This is a genomic window from [Clostridium] clostridioforme AGR2157 (genome assembly GCF_000424325.1).
GTDB classification, from domain to species: domain Bacteria; phylum Bacillota; class Clostridia; order Lachnospirales; family Lachnospiraceae; genus Enterocloster; species Enterocloster clostridioformis_A.
Genome location: NZ_AUJR01000008.1, coordinates 42,765 through 58,093, shown reverse-complemented (window position 1 = coordinate 58,093; position 15,329 = coordinate 42,765). Strand labels below are relative to the sequence as shown.

The window sequence follows — 15,329 nt, the reverse complement described above, 5'->3', positions numbered from 1 at the left end:
GACGCACCACAGCAATCTGCTGTAACTGAAAACCACCGGAGACAGGTAATATGAAAATAATGACGCTTAACACACACAGTCTGGCGGAACCGGATTATGCATCCAAGCTCGCCGCCTTTGCCGGCTCCCTTGTCCAAATCAAGCCGGATATCATAGCCCTCCAGGAGGTCAACCAGTCCAGGAGCGCTCTCCCCGCAGCCTCCGGCCGGCTGCGGGAATCCGGCTGCGTCCCCTGCTGCACCAAAGACTTGAGTCCGTACTCCCCCTGCGCGCCCCGAACAGTCATCCGGGCAGACAACCACGCCTTTAACCTAGCGCTGCTCCTGGCCCGGGCCGGTGTTTCCTACCAATGGACCTGGACCCCGGCCAAGATAGGATACGGAAAATACGACGAGGGCCTGGCCGTCCTCAGCCGTTCTCCCATACTGGGGACCAGCCAGTTTTACATCACCGGCATCCGGGATTATGAAAACTGGAAGACCCGCAAAATACTTGGAATCAATACCCGGACAGAATACGGAGATGAATATTTTTACAGTGTCCACATGGGTTGGTGGAATGACAGCGAGGAACCCTTTGAGGGACAATGGAAACGCATATGCAACGGCCTGGCCCCCTTATCCGGAAAACAGCTGTGGCTCATGGGGGATTTCAACTCCCCGGCCCATGTAACCGGCCAGGGACGGGATCTGATTCTGGCCTCAGGCTGGTTTGACACATATGACCTGGCTGTCTCCAGGGATTCAGGCGTCACGGTGGCAAATGCCATTGACGGATGGCGGGAACAGGGAGATATATCCGGAATGCGCATTGATTACATCTGGACCAGCCGCAGGGTGCCGGTTATTTCCTCCAGAACCATATACGACGGCACATCCTGTCCCGTTGTATCAGACCATTTTGGAATCATCACAGAATACTAGACCAATGCCTGCTAAAAGGAGCATATAGATATGAAACGAGAAAGCGGAATCTTACTATCCATCACCAGCCTTCCCTCCAGATATGGAATCGGCTGCTTTTCAAAGGAGGCCTACGAATTCGTGGACCGTTTAAAAGAGGCCGGCCAGTCCTACTGGCAGATTCTCCCCCTGGGCCCCACCAGTTACGGGGATTCCCCCTACCAGTCCTTTTCCACCTTTGCAGGCAATCCCTATTTCATAAGTCTGGAGGACCTTATCCAGGAGGGCGTCCTTACAGAGGAAGAATGCAGCCGGGCCGACTTCGGCAGCCAGCCGGATTTTGTGGACTACGCAAAGATTTACGAAGAGCGGTTCCCCCTGCTCAGAAAAGCCTATGAGAGGAGCAGCATAAGCCTTGACCCGGAGTTTGGGAAATTCATGGAGGAAAACAGATGGTGGCTGGAGGATTACGCCCTTTTCATGGCAGTGAAGACCCGGTTCGGAGGAACCGCCTGGACCCAGTGGGCACAGGACATCCGCCTTCGCTGGCAGAATGCCCTGGATTACTACCGCAGGGAGCTATATTACGACATAGAATTCCACCAATACCTTCAGTTCAAATTCAGCCAGCAGTGGAAAAAACTAAAATCCTATGCCAATGCCAACGGAATCCGCATCATAGGGGACATTCCCATCTATGTGGCCATGGACAGCGCCGACACATGGGCCCACCCCGAACTCTTTGAGCTGGACAGGGACAATATACCCACCGCAGTTGCAGGCTGCCCTCCTGACGGCTTTTCTGCCGCAGGGCAGGTCTGGGGCAATCCCCTGTACCGCTGGGAATACCACCGCAGCACGGGCTATGAATGGTGGCTGGCCCGCCTGTCCTACTGTTATAAACTTTATGATGTGGTGAGAATTGACCATTTCCGGGGATTTGACCAGTATTATTCCATTCCGGCCGGTTCCGCCACTGCCATCGGAGGCCATTGGGAGCAGGGACCGGGAATCGGCTTCTTCCACATGGTGAGAAATACGTTAGGAGAAAAGGAAATCATTGCCGAGGACCTGGGATATGTGACAGACTCCGTCAGACAGCTTGTAAAAGACAGCGGATTTCCGGGCATGAAGGTGCTGGAATTTGCATTTGATTCCAGGGATTCCGGCTGTGCCGGCGATTATCTTCCCCACAACTACCCTGAAAACTGTGTGGCCTACACCGGCACCCATGACAATGAAACCATCAAAGGATGGTACGCCTCCATCACGGCCCAGGAGCGGAAGCTGGCCAGGGATTATCTCTGTGACAGCTGCACCCCCGCAAACCGTCTGCATATGTCCTTCATCAGCCTGATTATGCGCAGCCAGGCCAGAATATGCATCATCCCCCTCCAGGATTACATGGGCCTGGACAATGACTGCCGCATCAACACCCCTTCCACCGTTGGCACCAACTGGAAATGGCGCCTTCTTCCCGGCCAGATGTCGGACCAGTTAGTGAAAACCATTGCCTCCGTCACACTGCGCTACGGGCGCTGGAACTGGTGATAGGACATATGAAAGCTGCCGCAGGCCAAATCCAAGAGAATTTGACCTGCGGCATTTATTCTGTATGTGTTTAGCAGTTTTTTACATTACACCCATCAGTATATGGCCCGTTCCCTCACCAGAACAGTGGGATACCCCATGTTTCTCAGGTTCCTCTCCATCTGTACCGCATGGTCCATATTGAGGAAAGCGCCAACCCTTACCTTGTACAGCCCGTCGTCGTAAACCAGGAAGGCCGGGAGGCCGCTGGCCTGGAGCTCATTTACCAGCCTGTCTGCCGGCATCCTGGTGCGGAAGGCTCCCACCTGGACCTGATAATATTCAGGCCGCTGCGCCTCCTGCTGCCGGATGGTTTCCAGCACACCGTCTGCTATGGCCTGGGCAATGGCATCGAAATTCTCATCTAAAAGCAGGTTGTCTTCCGGACTATCAATAAATCCCGCTTCCACCAGTACTGCAGGCATCTGTGTATTTCGCAGCACGATAAGACCGGGACGCTCCTGTACCCCCAGGTCCCTGAACCCTGTTTCCACCAGATTGCGCTGGATATTATCCGCCAGCATGGCAGGCACACCCGCATCCTGATACACCAGCGTCATGGCGCCGCTTGCCGCTCCCGGCACAGGGAAGGCATTCCGGTGAATGGACACAAAATAATCAGCCCCTGACTGGTTTGCTATCTGAGCCTTCTCAAGAGGTGTGTCGTATACATCCGTGGTCCTGGTATATACCACATCCACCCCATTATTCTCCAATATCCGTCCTATCGCAAGAGCCAGCCGCAGGGTATCGTCTTTTTCCCGGCGCCCGTCGTACATGGCGCCCGGCTCTTCGCCGCCGTGGCCGGCATCAATTATGACTCTCTTAACATCTGTCATACCAGATTCTCCTTCATATATGACTCTACATTATACCATATGTGAAAGTAAGACAAATGTTGACTGAACCTGGAACTAAATTTAGTCCACATCCACTCCTCTAGGGCCCACATGGGTGGAAAATACGATTTGTGTGCTTGTCCTGCCGAATTTCTGCAGCTGCCCTATGAACATATCCAGTTCCATGGTACTCTTAAAGGTAACCTTTAACAACATGGAAAATCCTCCGGTGACACAGCTGCACTCCAGTATATTGGGGACCTCCTCGGCATAGGCATAGAACTGCTCCTTGTCCTCCGGTATCACTTCCAGGTTAATATATGCCAGTATGTGATACCCCAGCTTCACCGGATCCACCGCGGCATGATAACCGGTTATGATTCCCTCCTTTTCCAGGCGTTCAATCCTGGCAGATACCGCCGGAGAGGATAAAAATGTATTCTCTGCGATGGTCTTTAGGGAAACCCTGGCATTGTCCTGTAAAAGCTTTAGTATCTTGCGGTCGATATCATCCATATTACTCCCTTGCCTCCCTGTTCTCCTGCCCTTGGCGCGTCAGCACATTTTTTCAGTCTCACGCTCTGCCGCCGTTACCGCCTGAGGGCCTTTATCCGTTTTACAGCCTCCACCGTATTCTCATAGGTGCCAAAGGCCGTCAGGCGGAAATACCCCTGGCCGCTGGGCCCGAAGCCGCTTCCCGGTGTTCCCACCACATTGGCCTGTTCCAGAAGATAATCAAAAAACTCCCAGCTGTCCATCCCGTCCTCCACCTTAAGCCAGATGTAGGGGGAATTGATTCCGCCAAACACGGTGTAGCCCGCTTCCTTCAGCCCGTCATAGATTACCCTGGCATTCCTCTTATAATACGCCACCTGCTCCATGACCTGCCGGCTGCCTTCTTCGGAATATACGGCTTCCCCGGCTCTCTGCTCAATATAGGGGGCCCCGTTGAACTTGGTGCCGTGGCGTCTGGCCCACAGCGAATGGAGCGTCACATCCCCGCATTTCAAATCCTTTGGAACCACGGTAAATCCCAGACGCACGCCTGTGAACCCGGCTTTTTTTGAGAAGGAACGGAACTCAATGGCACAGGTCCTGGCTCCCTGAATCTCAAATATGCTGTGAGGCACATCCTCCTCGGATATATATGCCTCGTAAGCAGCATCATAGAGAATTACGGCCCCTGCCCTGTTAGCGTAGTCCACCCACACCTTTAGCTGGTCCCTGGTCAGCGTGGTTCCTGTAGGGTTATTGGGCACACACAGGTAAATAAGGTCCGGCGTTTCCTCCGGAAGCGCCGGCACAAAATGATTCTGCGCCGTACAGGGCATGTAAATCACATTGCTCCACACGCCTGTGGCAGGGTCATAACTACCTGTGCGGCCTGCCATAACATTGGAATCCACATACACGGGATATACGGGGTCGCAGACCGCAATGCGGCTGTCCTCACTGAATATCTCCTGGATATTGCCGCAGTCGCTTTTGGCTCCGTCCGATACGAATATCTCGTCTGCCTCTACATGACAGCCCCATGACCTGTAGTCCTTTTCCACAATCGTCTCACGCAGGAAGGCATAGCCCAAATCCGGCGCATAGCCGTGAAATGTCTCTGCATGTCCCATCTCATCCGCCGCCTTGTGAATGGCTTCCACAATGGCCGGGGCAATGGGAAGTGTCACATCCCCGATTCCCAGCCGTATGACCCGCCTGTCCGGGTTGGCCTTTTCATATGCAGCCACTTTTTTTGCAATGGCGGAAAAGAGATAGCTGCCCGGCAGCTTCAAATAATTTTCATTGATCTTAAACATGTCCGTTTCCTCCTGTCCTCTGTCTCTGTTAAATATGAAAACACTCCCAAAAACCGGATACGCCTTTCGCCGCAGAACAAATTGCCATGTCTTTCCCATGACCGCCGCTGTGCCGCAAAAGATGTACCAGGACGCACGCCGTCGTGCGTCTGGTTCCTGAGAGTGTATAGTAAACATTTTCGCTTTAAAGTATTAATTGATGAAATTCACCTCATCAATCATAATATATTTCTTCGGGTATGTCAATAGAGCCCCGGAACACCTCCACGGCCGGCCCTGTCATAAACAGATGGCCGGACTCCCTGTCATACCGTATCACCAGCTTTCCTCCGCGCAGAGCCACCTCCGCCTCATCCTCCGTATATCCCATGAGGATGGAAGCCATGACGCTGGCCGTGGCCCCTGTACCGCATGCCCAGGTTTCACCGCTTCCCCGCTCCCACACCCGCATCTCAAGGTGTTTCCGGTCCACCACATGAATGAACTCCGTATTGACACGGTCAGGCGCAAACCGCACATGGTTCTCAAAGGCCGGTCCAATCCGCTCCAAATCCAGACTGTCCACCTGGTCCACATAATAGATTGCATGGGGATTTCCAACATTGATTCCCACAAACCTGTATTCCTTCCCGTCCACCGTGATATCCTCCGGCAGCCGGGATGTGAGGGCTGCTTCCCCCATGTCCACGGTAACGGACACCGCTCTGCCATCCTCAGTATCTAACTCCAGCGTCTTGATTCCCGCCAGTGTCTCCACTGTGATGGTCCTTTTATCCTTATCCACCAGACCGTGGTCGTAAACGTATTTTCCCACGCAGCGCACACCGTTGCCGCACATGATTCCCTGGGAACCGTCCGCGTTGTACATCTCCATTCTGCAGTCCGCTGTCCGGGAGGGGCATATGAGAATCAGTCCGTCCGACCCGATGCCAAAATGGCGGTCGCTCACATAGATTGCTGTCTTTGCCGGATCCCTCACCGTCTCCTTAAAACAGTCCACATACACATAATCATTGCCGGTTCCCTGCATTTTTGTAAACTCCATATCCGTCTCCATCCTGCCGTATAAGGCTTTCTATTAAATATTTCCCTTATCCATCCCTAGCACACATGGATGAGGCTGATTACCATCTGGGCTGTCTCCACCAGATTGGTGCCGCTGTCCATGCTGCATTTCTGTATATATCTGTGGGCTTCAGACTCCGTCATATTGTTCCGTTCCATCAGCAGTGTCTTTGCCTCTGTTATGATATCCTGCTCCTCCTTGCTGCGCTCCCTGGGCCTGCTTCTTCTCCTTCTGCGGATTCTCTCCTGGGCCTGCACCATCATTTCCAGGGTATTTAAGAGGTCGTGGACCTTAAGGGGCATGGGCAGACAGATGACCCTGTCCGGGCACTGTCCGCCCCACCTGGCAGGCGATGAAATCAGAAGCATGTCAAAATCCCCCGGCAGGCACTGGCGCAGCTCGTCGTACATCATATCCTCAAACCGGTAACCGCTCACCACGATTCCCCCGTTCAGACAGTCCGCAGCCGACAGAACCTGACCGCCTGAGGTGCAGACTGCGACTACCTGGAAACCGTTTCGGACCAGTATGCTCTTTATGTTCTTCCCGTCCTCCGGCTTGGAGAACGCTACGATGATGTTAGTCACAAGTCCCACCTCCAGGTAAAACCTTATTCACAACTGCCGGCGCAATCAATATTTATACAGATACTGGCTTACTTCCCAATCCGTTACCTGAGCCCGAAAATCTCTCCATTCCTGCTCCTTGGCCTCCAGATACTTGGTATAAATGTGCTCTCCCAGCACCTCCTTCATGAAGGCATCCCCGTTGTACGCCTCGATGGCATCACCCAGGGTTTCCGGAATCCGCTCCACGTTCCTTTCCCTCAGCTCCTCCGGCTCCATGGTGAACATATTTCCCTCCACACACGCGGGAAGTCCGACTTTCTTCTCAATCCCGTCCAGGCCTGCCCACAGGCAGGCTGCCAGCGCCAGATAAGGATTCATGGCAGAATCCGGGCATCGCAGCTCAATCCGCGTGCTCTCCCCTCTGGGGGATGGTATGCGAATCAGGGAACTGCGGTTGGAGGTAGGGGACCAGGCAATATAAATCGGTGCGTCGAATCCCGGAATCAGCCTTTTATAGGAATTCACAAGGGGGTTGGTAAGGATGGTCATTGCCTTCATGTGCTTAAGGATGCCGGCCATGAAATAATAGGCGTCCCTGCTCAGTCTCAAAGCATCCTGGTCATCCGCAAACAAGTTCCTGCCCTCCTTGTCTGACAGGGACATATTGATATGCATGCCGGAGCCGTTCATCCCCTCTCTGGGCTTTGGCATGAAGGTGGCATGGAGTCCGTGGCGCTTTGCTATGGTCTTGGCAGCCATCTTAAAGGTCATAATATTGTCCGCGGCCCGAAGCGCATCCGTATACTGGAAATCAATCTCGTGCTGGGCCGGCGCAATCTCATGATGGCTGGCCTCCACCTGAAATCCCATCTCCTCCAGGTTCAGCACAATATCCCTGCGGACATTTTCCGCCAGGTCAATGGGAGACACGTCAAAATATCCCGCCATCTCATGTGTGCTGGTGGTGGGCCTTCCCTCCTCGTCCGTGTGAAAGAGAAAGAATTCACATTCCGGCCCCACATTGAGCACATATCCCATGTCCTCCGCCCGCTTCACAGCCCGTTTGAGCACATACCTTGGGTCGCCGGAAAACGGGGTTCCATCCGGGTTATACACGTCGCAGATGAACCTGGCCACCTTGCCCTGCTGGGGCCTCCACGGAAACACCTCGAAGGTATCCAAATCCGGATACAGGTACATATCCGACTCGTCAATCCTCACAAAACCTTCAATGGCAGATCCGTCAAACATGCAGCGGTTATCCAATGCCTTTTCAAGCTGGCTGGCAGTGATGGCCACATTCTTAAGCATTCCGAAGATATCCGTAAACTGTAGGCGGATAAACTCCACATCCTCCTCTTCCACCATACGCATGATGTCTTCTTTACTGTATTTGCTCATATTAATCTCCCTCTCTTGCAAACTGTGATACCGGCAAACACGCAGAGGCGGGAACCTCTTACCATGCTCCCGCCTCCTTAAAACCACCGGGCAGGGACAGGGCCCCCCTTAAGACGTCCTCGTCAGCCTTCCCTTACCCCTGCTTTATGTTATAAAAAATATATCAGCAGATATTTCATTTGTCAATGAATTTCCTCTTTTTTTTCTGATATCACTTTAACGCGCGAAGCTGCTCTGTGAAATGGCTTCCCAGTTTGATGGTCCCCACATACCCCACATCGCCGGTCATGTGGACCACACCTTCCCCGTCAATCTCCAGCTCCAGGGTGCCTCCCGGCATCTGCACAAACATCTTGGGGTCCGTAAGCCCCAGGCGGCAAGCAGCCGCAGCAGCCGCACAGCAGCCGCTTCCGGAAGCCAGGGTATATCCCGCTCCTCTTTCGTACACTTCTGTCTGGATATGGGTCCGGTCCAGCACCTTCATGATTTGGGTGTTGATTTTCTCCGGAAACTGTTTGGCGCTCTCAGAATACCTTCCAATCCTGCATACCAAATCCTTTGAAATCTCATCCATAAGGATAACGCAGTGGGGATTGCCGATGGACAGGCAGGTAACAGGATAGGGAATCCGGCCAAACACCATGGTCTCGTTGATGATTTCCCTGCGCGGTCCCTCCACCGGCACATCGTCACTCCAGAAGGATACCTTTCCCATGGATGCCTTTAACCGGGTGCCCTCCTCATTGAGATAATGGATGGACGCCTCACCGCCCTGGGAGAAAATGGTAAAATCCTTCTTCTGTACGTACCCTGCGTCCTTTAAATATTTGGCAAAAATGCGGACGCCGTTCCCGCTCTTTTGTGCAGCGCTGCCGTCCGGATTCCACACCACCATGGAAATCTGCTCACCGTCCAGAATGGGTCCCTCCAGAATGCCGTCAGCACCCACCCCAAAATTGCGGTTGCACATGAGCTGTACATTGGAAGGAGTCAGCTTCAGTTTGTTTTTATTGGGGTCATATACCAGATAATCATTTCCCAGTCCATGATATTTTTCCACTACAATCCTCATATAGATATCCTCCATATCTGCGGTCTGATTCAACAGCTCTGCTTACCGGCTGCATAACAGGTTCGCCGCCTGAAAACTTTACCATTATTTTATCAAGCATTTTTTGAGAAAAATATAGATATATTGCTATTTTATATTGCAAATAATGCTCTAATTATTTTATACTTAAATTATGTACATAAATGGGCGTGACAAAGGACATTCAGAAAGAGTGGAATGGGATTCGTTATCAAATAGGTGGGAAAATGTTTGCAGCAGTCTGTATGGATGAGAACAATGAGCCATATTATATTACACTGAGACTTGAACCGGGCGAAGGTGATTTCTTGCGTCAACAGTACGAGGATATCATTCCAGGATATTATATGAATAAAACCCAGCCCGATGATTTATTGAAGGACTTATTGGATAAATCGTATCAACTTGTGCTTGGGGGATTTAGTAAAAAGAAACAGCGGGAAATATTAGAGGTGGCTCAACCGGTAAATATAATAAGCTGTTGTGGGACAGATTGCTCCAAGTGTGGGTTGCTTCGGAAATATATGCAAGGGGTGAATTTGAATGTAATATACAGGAGCGAGTAAATAGATTAAAGAAAGGATGAAAAAAGATGGCATTTGATTTTAAAAAAGAGTACAAGGAATTTTATATGCCGAAGAATAAACCGGAAATTATAAAAATTCCTCCTATGAATTATGTTGCAGTTCGCGGAAAGGGAAATCCTCGTCCAGATTATGCATCTAGGTTCATTTGATTCGGAACCCTTAACATTAGCTTTGATGGAAGATTACCTGAAGGAGCAGGGCTATGAGAATGATATAAATGAACAGCGTTTACACCATGAGATTTATATGGCGGAATAAATAAAAGCAAAAAACTGTTATGCATTTGAGGATGATATTACATTTTCAATGAAAGCAGATATGCGAAATAAGAAATTTGGATCCAATGTTCATAAAGAGAACAATTTTAATGTGCTTAAAACGGTGGGAATATACGGTCCAAACAATGCAGGAAAAACCTGTTTGATCAAGTGCATTAGGGCAATAAAGAGAGTGCTTTTGAATAAGAAAAATGGTTTAATGCCTAATATATTTACGGAGAGTGATGTATGTGAGTTAGGCGTAACATTTATGGCATCTGAAAGAAAGTTTTCTTATGACTTTAAGTATGATGCAGAAAAAGAAGAGTATATATATGAATCATTTTCGGAGATATTCAAAGATCAGTATAACAATGAAAAGGAAGTTTGCTGGTTGAAAAAGGATACCATTAAAGAAATATACGAATGTGTTGATGAGGATGTGCTGGCAATGATTCCGGTTGTATCGAAAAATAATTTGCTGTGTTATGTAATAGATACAAGTAAATTTGAACACATCAACGAGATGAAGCAGATTCTTGTTGGATTTGCAGAGAAAATTGACATAATCAAGATGAACGATATTCCTATGAAGCACACGATTGAACTCATGAAGAATAAGAATCAGTTGCAGCAAAAGGTTGTTGAGTTCATAAAAAATGCAGACTTGTATATGGATAACTTGTAGCCAGTTATGTCATAGAAGCACTTGAACAGGGCAGAATTCTATTGTAGATGAATTAGATAGCAGTATTCATTTTAAGCTTACCAGGGCAATTGTTGCGATGTTTAATAATGAATTGAATACAAATGCGCAGATGATATTTACAGTTCACGATATTAATCTTATGGATTGCAAGAGAATGTTCCGGAAGGAGCAGATTTGGTTTATCCACAAAGATGAAGAAGGCGTATATGTATATTCACTTGCTGATTTTACAGCACAGCAGGGAGTGAGAGATACGACAGATGTTATGGAAAAATATAGGAAAGGTGCTCTTGGAGCATTGCCTGATCCAGAACTAATCAATTCCTTACTTAGTATTAAAGGTGATGAGATATATCATCCTGTTCAAAACCATTGGTGTCGCCTAATTCCTTACATGGAAGATGGATAAAAGCAATGGTTAATAATGGATTTACCATAGAAGATATTGATAGTAAAATACATAAATGTTTGGAAATGCAAAAGTTAGTGCCTAAAAGGATTATATCCGATGAAGATAAAGAACGTGGAAAAAAAGAAGTATATGATTTGGGTACAGTGGCGATGATTAGGGGCAAGAATAATAGTACTTTTTTATTACTTGCAATCTCTGAATTTGATAAAGATAATATTGCACACACTTCTGTTGATGATTTAGAATGGTGTATAAAATCACTTGTTAATTTTTATGATCAACATGGGCAAGGGCATAGATTGGTAATTCCATTGATGGGAACAAACCTTTCGAGAGCAGGATTATCACATAATGATTCACTGAGAGTAATAACATCATTATTTCAATTGTATGGAGATAAAATACATGGAGAAATTGATGTTGTTATATATAAAGGAGATAAAGATAAAGTAACATTAGACATATAATAAAGGAGGTAACTGTTCCATGCCCATCACAGATGACGCCCCTGCGTTTGAGCGCCAGGGATTCCTGAAGGAGGACTTCCGGCTGTTCCATTTAAAAGATAAGGTAAGTCCCTGCTATGAATTCCACTATCACGATTTCCTGAAAATCATGGTGCTGCTGGAGGGAAGGGTGAACTATGTCATAGAAGGCCGTTCATATACCCTTCACCCCTTTGATATTGTGCTGGTGGGACGGGGACAGATTCACCGGCCGGAGGTGGACCCGGGACAGCCCTATGAACGGCAGATACTTTACCTGTCCCAGGATTTTCTGGACCGCCACAGGGAAAACGAGGATTCCCTGGACCGGTGTTTTGCCACGGCAGCCTACCGCCATTCTAATGTTCTCAGGCTTAAGGATGAGGTCCGGGTAAGCATGCTCTCCCTTTTAAAGCGGCTGGAACGCTCCCAGAACTGGCAGCAGGAAGAATTTGCCGGGTCCCTCATGAGCCGCCTTTTATGCCTGGAATTCCTGGTGGAGCTGAACAGGGCCTCCATGGATGACAACGCCCAGTACCTTCCCACGGGCGTCTTAAACTACCGGGTCTCCGGCCTTATATCCTATATAAATGAACATCTGGACGAGGACCTGAGCATCGGGACTTTGTCCGCCTTAAGCTGCATCAGCCCATACCACATGATGCGTATTTTCAAGGAAGAAACAGGATGTACCATAGGAAATTACATCACCGAAAAACGCCTGCTTTACGCCAGGGACCTGCTTGGCGAGGGGGTAAACGCCACGGACGCCTGCTTCCGTTCCGGCTTCAGCCATTATTCCACCTTTCTCAGGGCCTACAAAAATCACTTCCACCAGCTCCCCAAACGAAGCAGGAGCTGACTCAGAGGGCGTAGTGCTCTCCACCTTCTTCGACGAGGCGGAGCCGGCCAACGACGAGGCTGCGGTCTTCATCGAGGGCTTCAAGGAATACTGGTAAAGGGAAAGCAGGAAGACATCATCCCGGCTGTCTCCGCTCTGGGTTACGATTCCTACCTGGCTGCCATCAAAGCCATTGAGGATGCAGGCTCCACGGATGCTGTGCTGCATAATTCCGTATCTGTAGAATAATCCCCGGATTCCGTGTTAAGTTCAAAACCAATCCCCTGTTCCTGCAGAATCCTGATAGTCTTCCCGGCTTCCCTGTTCGAAATAGCTTCAGCCTGAATCAATCTGCCGCCTGAACTTCGGAATTCCGCTCCATTCAGCAATACAAAATCACACGTAACTCCGGCCTCTTCTAATAGTGGAAATGCTGTATTCCAGGCACGTCCTGTTGCCGTAAGCCATCGAATGCCATCATTCTCGGCAGCTCTTATCGCTTTTACTGTTACTTCAGAAATCTTATGATTCTCATTCAACAAAGTACCATCCAGATCACTCACAATCAGCTTTATTGCCATTCTTTTCATCCACCTTTGTAAAACGAAATGAAAACACATAAAAATCTTCTTTTATTATTGGTACTGTAATACCAATCTGCATCAATTCATCTCCGCCATAAATCACTTGACTATCCTGGTCCATATAATCAAAATCCGGATTCAGGGAACACATTTTAAATCTTCCGTGAGAAAAAATCGGATTATGGAATTTCTGGAAAATAATCGCTGCACATTCTTCTTTATCTTCACTAACAACAGACCACATGACATAATTTTCGTTTGGAACTTCATGACGGCACATAGTTCCTTTTTGAATCCACTCTCTTTCCAGCTTATGTTCTGCAATCTGACAAGCAATCTCTTCTCTTTCTTCCTCAGAGCATTTTGTCAAATCCAGTTCATACCCCAGATTATAGAGCCTCGCTACCTGATACCTTGTTTTCAGAGAAGTTGTTCTTCCTGTCTGGTGATTCGGTGTGATACTTACATGAGCTCCCATTGCAATCTGTGGATACAGCAGGCTGTATCCTGACTGAATCTGTGTTCTGTCAAAGGCATCCGTATTATCGCTGGTCCAATTCTGTGGAACATAGTAAAGCATTCCCGGATCAAACCTTGCACCTCCGCTGGAGCATCCTTCAATCAGTATCTTGGGATAGGCTTTTGTAATGGTATCCAGTATTTCATACAGCCCCAGCACATAGCGATGACTGATTTCACCTTTTCTGTCCTTATCAAGTACAAGAGAATTCACATCTGTCAGCGGCCGGTTCATATCCCATTTGATATAGTCAATGTCCCCATTCCTCAAATAGGAATCCAGCATGGAAATAAGGTACTCTCTTACCTCTTTTCGGGATAAATCAAACAGATATTCATGGCGTCCCTTTACCATCTGGTACCCAGGAATCTGTAAGGCCCACTCCGGATGTTTTTGCAGCACCTCGCTGTCTTCGCTGACCGCTTCCGGCTCAAACCACAGCCCAAACTGCATCCCTTTTCCATGAATGATTTCTGCCGCACGTCTGATGCCGCCTGGGAGCTTATTTTCATTGCATTTCCAGTCTCCCATAGAAGTTCTGGTATTATTTTCTTTCCGGAACCACCCATCATCCAGAACAAATAACTCCACGCCAGTCTGCCTTGCAAGCTCCGACTGCTCTTCAATCTTTTCCAGACTCACATCACAGTACATGGATTCCCAGGAGTTTAACAGGACAGGACGCACCTTGTCTTTAAAACGGGACGGCATAAGATGATTCTGATACAGCCAGTGAAAATTCCGGCTCATACCATTTAATCCATCGGGGCTGAAATTCAAAACTGCTTCCGGTGTCTCAAATATATCTCCCGGTTTTAATTCCCAGCAGAACGTATCCGGGTGCATCCCAATCTGGGCACGTACATTTCCAAACTGGTCTTTTTCAGCCTGTGCAAGGAAGTTGCCGCTGTATACCAGATGAAATCCATATACTGCACCTGAATGTTCCGTTGTCTGCTCTGAGATCAGTGCAAAAAACGGCTGGTGCTGCGGACTGCTGCTGCCTCTGACACTTTCGATTCTCTGAACGCCATGATGCAATGAAAAACGTTCTCTATTTCCTTCCTTCGCATGGGTCCCATATAAGGAAAGGAAATCATAATTTTCTGCCGGAAGCTCTAAGGACATACTCTGCACATTTTGAAGTTTTACCGTCTGCATTCCGATATTTTCTACTTTCTGATGACGGGCAATGATTCCCCTGTCTTCAAAAACAGAGTAATACAGGTAAATACGGATTCCGGCTGCTTCATCCTCACACATTATCTCCAGCGTCTCACCCCTGCTGTCTGCTGCAAATGTGCTGGGAAGCCCCTTTATTTCAGGCTTTCCATCTAAAACCTTCCAGCTTTTAAACACCGGCTCTGTAAATTCTGTCCCGGATTCCTGCATAACCGACAATGCCGGGATTCGATAATCGCCATGTCCTCTCACCGGATATTCAAATGGGAAATCGTCAAAGGATACATGTTCCTCACTGCATTCATGCTCGGTATTGTATCCTCTTTTAAAATACTGCGGAATCCCGGTTCCCCGATATTTCCGGATGCTTGGTCCGAAATAGCGGTGAACCAGATATTTCCCGTCTGTCACTTCCATCACATAACTGATTGACGTATTTTGGATATGTACGATCTGATTATTCTGATGAAATGTTATACTCATA

The 15,329-nt window shown here is 48.6% G+C and carries 16 protein-coding genes and 2 pseudogenes; 9 read left to right on the top strand and 9 right to left on the bottom strand.

Annotated elements, in window-relative coordinates:
• Positions 1-50 precede the first annotated feature (50 nt).
• Together G614_RS0104900 and malQ are read left to right on the top strand one after the other, a co-directional pair.
• Positions 51-923 (top strand): endonuclease/exonuclease/phosphatase family protein, encoded by an 873-nt coding sequence (locus G614_RS0104900; RefSeq protein ID WP_027641053.1) that lies wholly within the window; start codon positions 51-53, stop codon positions 921-923.
• A 30-nt stretch (positions 924-953) separates the two neighbouring features.
• On the top strand, positions 954-2,453 hold the full coding sequence (gene malQ, locus G614_RS0104895) for a 4-alpha-glucanotransferase (RefSeq protein ID WP_027641052.1): 1,500 nt from the start codon (positions 954-956) through the stop codon (positions 2,451-2,453).
• Positions 2,454-2,548: 95 nt separating this feature from the next.
• Here malQ and G614_RS0104890 read toward each other — a convergent pair whose 3' ends face one another.
• The 7 genes from G614_RS0104890 to dapF (G614_RS0104860) form a co-directional block, all read right to left on the bottom strand.
• Positions 2,549-3,331, bottom strand: a complete 783-nt coding sequence (locus G614_RS0104890; protein WP_027641051.1) for an N-acetylmuramoyl-L-alanine amidase — start codon at positions 3,329-3,331, stop codon at positions 2,549-2,551.
• 81 nt (positions 3,332-3,412) lie between these two features.
• Positions 3,413-3,847, bottom strand: coding sequence for an Lrp/AsnC family transcriptional regulator (locus G614_RS0104885; RefSeq protein ID WP_027641050.1), 435 nt, complete (start codon positions 3,845-3,847; stop codon positions 3,413-3,415).
• 74 nt (positions 3,848-3,921) lie between these two features.
• Positions 3,922-5,142, bottom strand: a complete 1,221-nt coding sequence (locus G614_RS0104880) for an LL-diaminopimelate aminotransferase (RefSeq protein ID WP_027641049.1) — start codon at positions 5,140-5,142, stop codon at positions 3,922-3,924.
• 214 nt (positions 5,143-5,356) lie between these two features.
• Entirely contained in the window at positions 5,357-6,187 is an 831-nt protein-coding gene (gene dapF / locus G614_RS0104875) for a diaminopimelate epimerase (protein WP_027641048.1), read from the bottom strand.
• A gap of 56 nt (positions 6,188-6,243) precedes the next feature.
• Positions 6,244-6,795: an ANTAR domain-containing response regulator gene (locus G614_RS0104870; RefSeq protein WP_027641047.1), complete on the bottom strand. Its 552-nt coding sequence runs from the start codon at positions 6,793-6,795 to the stop codon at positions 6,244-6,246.
• A gap of 45 nt (positions 6,796-6,840) precedes the next feature.
• Entirely contained in the window at positions 6,841-8,178 is a 1,338-nt protein-coding gene (gene glnA, locus G614_RS0104865) for a type I glutamate--ammonia ligase (RefSeq protein WP_027641046.1), read from the bottom strand.
• A 211-nt stretch (positions 8,179-8,389) separates the two neighbouring features.
• Positions 8,390-9,250 (bottom strand): diaminopimelate epimerase, encoded by an 861-nt coding sequence (gene dapF / locus G614_RS0104860; protein WP_027641045.1) that lies wholly within the window; start codon positions 9,248-9,250, stop codon positions 8,390-8,392.
• A 182-nt stretch (positions 9,251-9,432) separates the two neighbouring features.
• Between dapF (G614_RS0104860) and G614_RS26805 the strand changes: the two genes are divergently transcribed.
• The 7 genes and pseudogenes from G614_RS26805 to G614_RS34245 form a co-directional block, all read left to right on the top strand.
• Entirely contained in the window at positions 9,433-9,834 is a 402-nt protein-coding gene (locus tag G614_RS26805; protein WP_080664473.1) for an MmcQ/YjbR family DNA-binding protein, read from the top strand.
• Positions 9,835-9,860: 26 nt separating this feature from the next.
• Positions 9,861-10,113: pseudogene (locus tag G614_RS34250) on the top strand (hypothetical protein).
• A gap of 48 nt (positions 10,114-10,161) precedes the next feature.
• Positions 10,162-10,800, top strand: a complete 639-nt coding sequence (locus G614_RS29705) for an ATP-binding protein (RefSeq protein ID WP_044917427.1) — start codon at positions 10,162-10,164, stop codon at positions 10,798-10,800.
• A 97-nt stretch (positions 10,801-10,897) separates the two neighbouring features.
• Positions 10,898-11,230 carry an AAA family ATPase gene (locus tag G614_RS29700; protein ID WP_044917426.1) on the top strand — a complete coding sequence of 111 codons (333 nt, stop codon included), beginning with the start codon at positions 10,898-10,900 and terminating at the stop codon, positions 11,228-11,230.
• Between the two features lie 5 nt (positions 11,231-11,235).
• On the top strand, positions 11,236-11,700 hold the full coding sequence (locus G614_RS26790; RefSeq protein ID WP_242827999.1) for a macro domain-containing protein: 465 nt from the start codon (positions 11,236-11,238) through the stop codon (positions 11,698-11,700).
• A 19-nt stretch (positions 11,701-11,719) separates the two neighbouring features.
• Entirely contained in the window at positions 11,720-12,580 is an 861-nt protein-coding gene (locus tag G614_RS0104835) for a helix-turn-helix domain-containing protein (RefSeq protein WP_027641044.1), read from the top strand.
• Positions 12,549-12,775: pseudogene (locus tag G614_RS34245) on the top strand (amino acid ABC transporter substrate-binding protein); the annotation flags it as partial. The gene G614_RS0104835 and the pseudogene G614_RS34245, both read left to right, overlap by 32 nt.
• Here G614_RS34245 and G614_RS26785 read toward each other — a convergent pair.
• Positions 12,730-13,140 (bottom strand): HAD family hydrolase, encoded by a 411-nt coding sequence (locus tag G614_RS26785; protein ID WP_049948047.1) that lies wholly within the window; start codon positions 13,138-13,140, stop codon positions 12,730-12,732. The pseudogene G614_RS34245 and the gene G614_RS26785 overlap by 46 nt on opposite strands.
• Positions 13,115-15,328: an alpha-galactosidase gene (locus G614_RS0104825; protein WP_027641043.1), complete on the bottom strand. Its 2,214-nt coding sequence runs from the start codon at positions 15,326-15,328 to the stop codon at positions 13,115-13,117. The genes G614_RS26785 and G614_RS0104825 overlap by 26 nt, the downstream gene beginning before the upstream one ends.
• Between the last annotated feature and the right edge of the window lies 1 nt (position 15,329).

What these genes read in the sequence shown, in the direction of transcription:
- glnA (WP_027641046.1), bottom strand. Translation starts at nt 8,178, where the DNA reads ATGAGCAAATACAGTAAAGAAGACATCATGCGTATGGTGGAAGAGGAG.
- G614_RS29705 (WP_044917427.1), top strand. Translation starts at nt 10,162, where the DNA reads ATGAAAGCAGATATGCGAAATAAGAAATTTGGATCCAATGTTCATAAA.
- G614_RS0104835 (WP_027641044.1), top strand. Translation starts at nt 11,720, where the DNA reads ATGCCCATCACAGATGACGCCCCTGCGTTTGAGCGCCAGGGATTCCTG.
- G614_RS26785 (WP_049948047.1), bottom strand. Translation starts at nt 13,140, where the DNA reads ATGGCAATAAAGCTGATTGTGAGTGATCTGGATGGTACTTTGTTGAAT.
- G614_RS0104880 (WP_027641049.1), bottom strand. Translation starts at nt 5,142, where the DNA reads ATGTTTAAGATCAATGAAAATTATTTGAAGCTGCCGGGCAGCTATCTC.
- G614_RS26805 (WP_080664473.1), top strand. Translation starts at nt 9,433, where the DNA reads ATGGGCGTGACAAAGGACATTCAGAAAGAGTGGAATGGGATTCGTTAT.
- malQ (WP_027641052.1), top strand. Translation starts at nt 954, where the DNA reads ATGAAACGAGAAAGCGGAATCTTACTATCCATCACCAGCCTTCCCTCC.
- G614_RS0104885 (WP_027641050.1), bottom strand. Translation starts at nt 3,847, where the DNA reads ATGGATGATATCGACCGCAAGATACTAAAGCTTTTACAGGACAATGCC.
- G614_RS0104890 (WP_027641051.1), bottom strand. Translation starts at nt 3,331, where the DNA reads ATGACAGATGTTAAGAGAGTCATAATTGATGCCGGCCACGGCGGCGAA.
- dapF (WP_027641045.1), bottom strand. Translation starts at nt 9,250, where the DNA reads ATGAGGATTGTAGTGGAAAAATATCATGGACTGGGAAATGATTATCTG.
- G614_RS0104825 (WP_027641043.1), bottom strand. Translation starts at nt 15,328, where the DNA reads ATGAGTATAACATTTCATCAGAATAATCAGATCGTACATATCCAAAAT.
- G614_RS0104900 (WP_027641053.1), top strand. Translation starts at nt 51, where the DNA reads ATGAAAATAATGACGCTTAACACACACAGTCTGGCGGAACCGGATTAT.
- G614_RS26790 (WP_242827999.1), top strand. Translation starts at nt 11,236, where the DNA reads ATGGTTAATAATGGATTTACCATAGAAGATATTGATAGTAAAATACAT.
- G614_RS29700 (WP_044917426.1), top strand. Translation starts at nt 10,898, where the DNA reads ATGTTTAATAATGAATTGAATACAAATGCGCAGATGATATTTACAGTT.
- dapF (WP_027641048.1), bottom strand. Translation starts at nt 6,187, where the DNA reads ATGGAGTTTACAAAAATGCAGGGAACCGGCAATGATTATGTGTATGTG.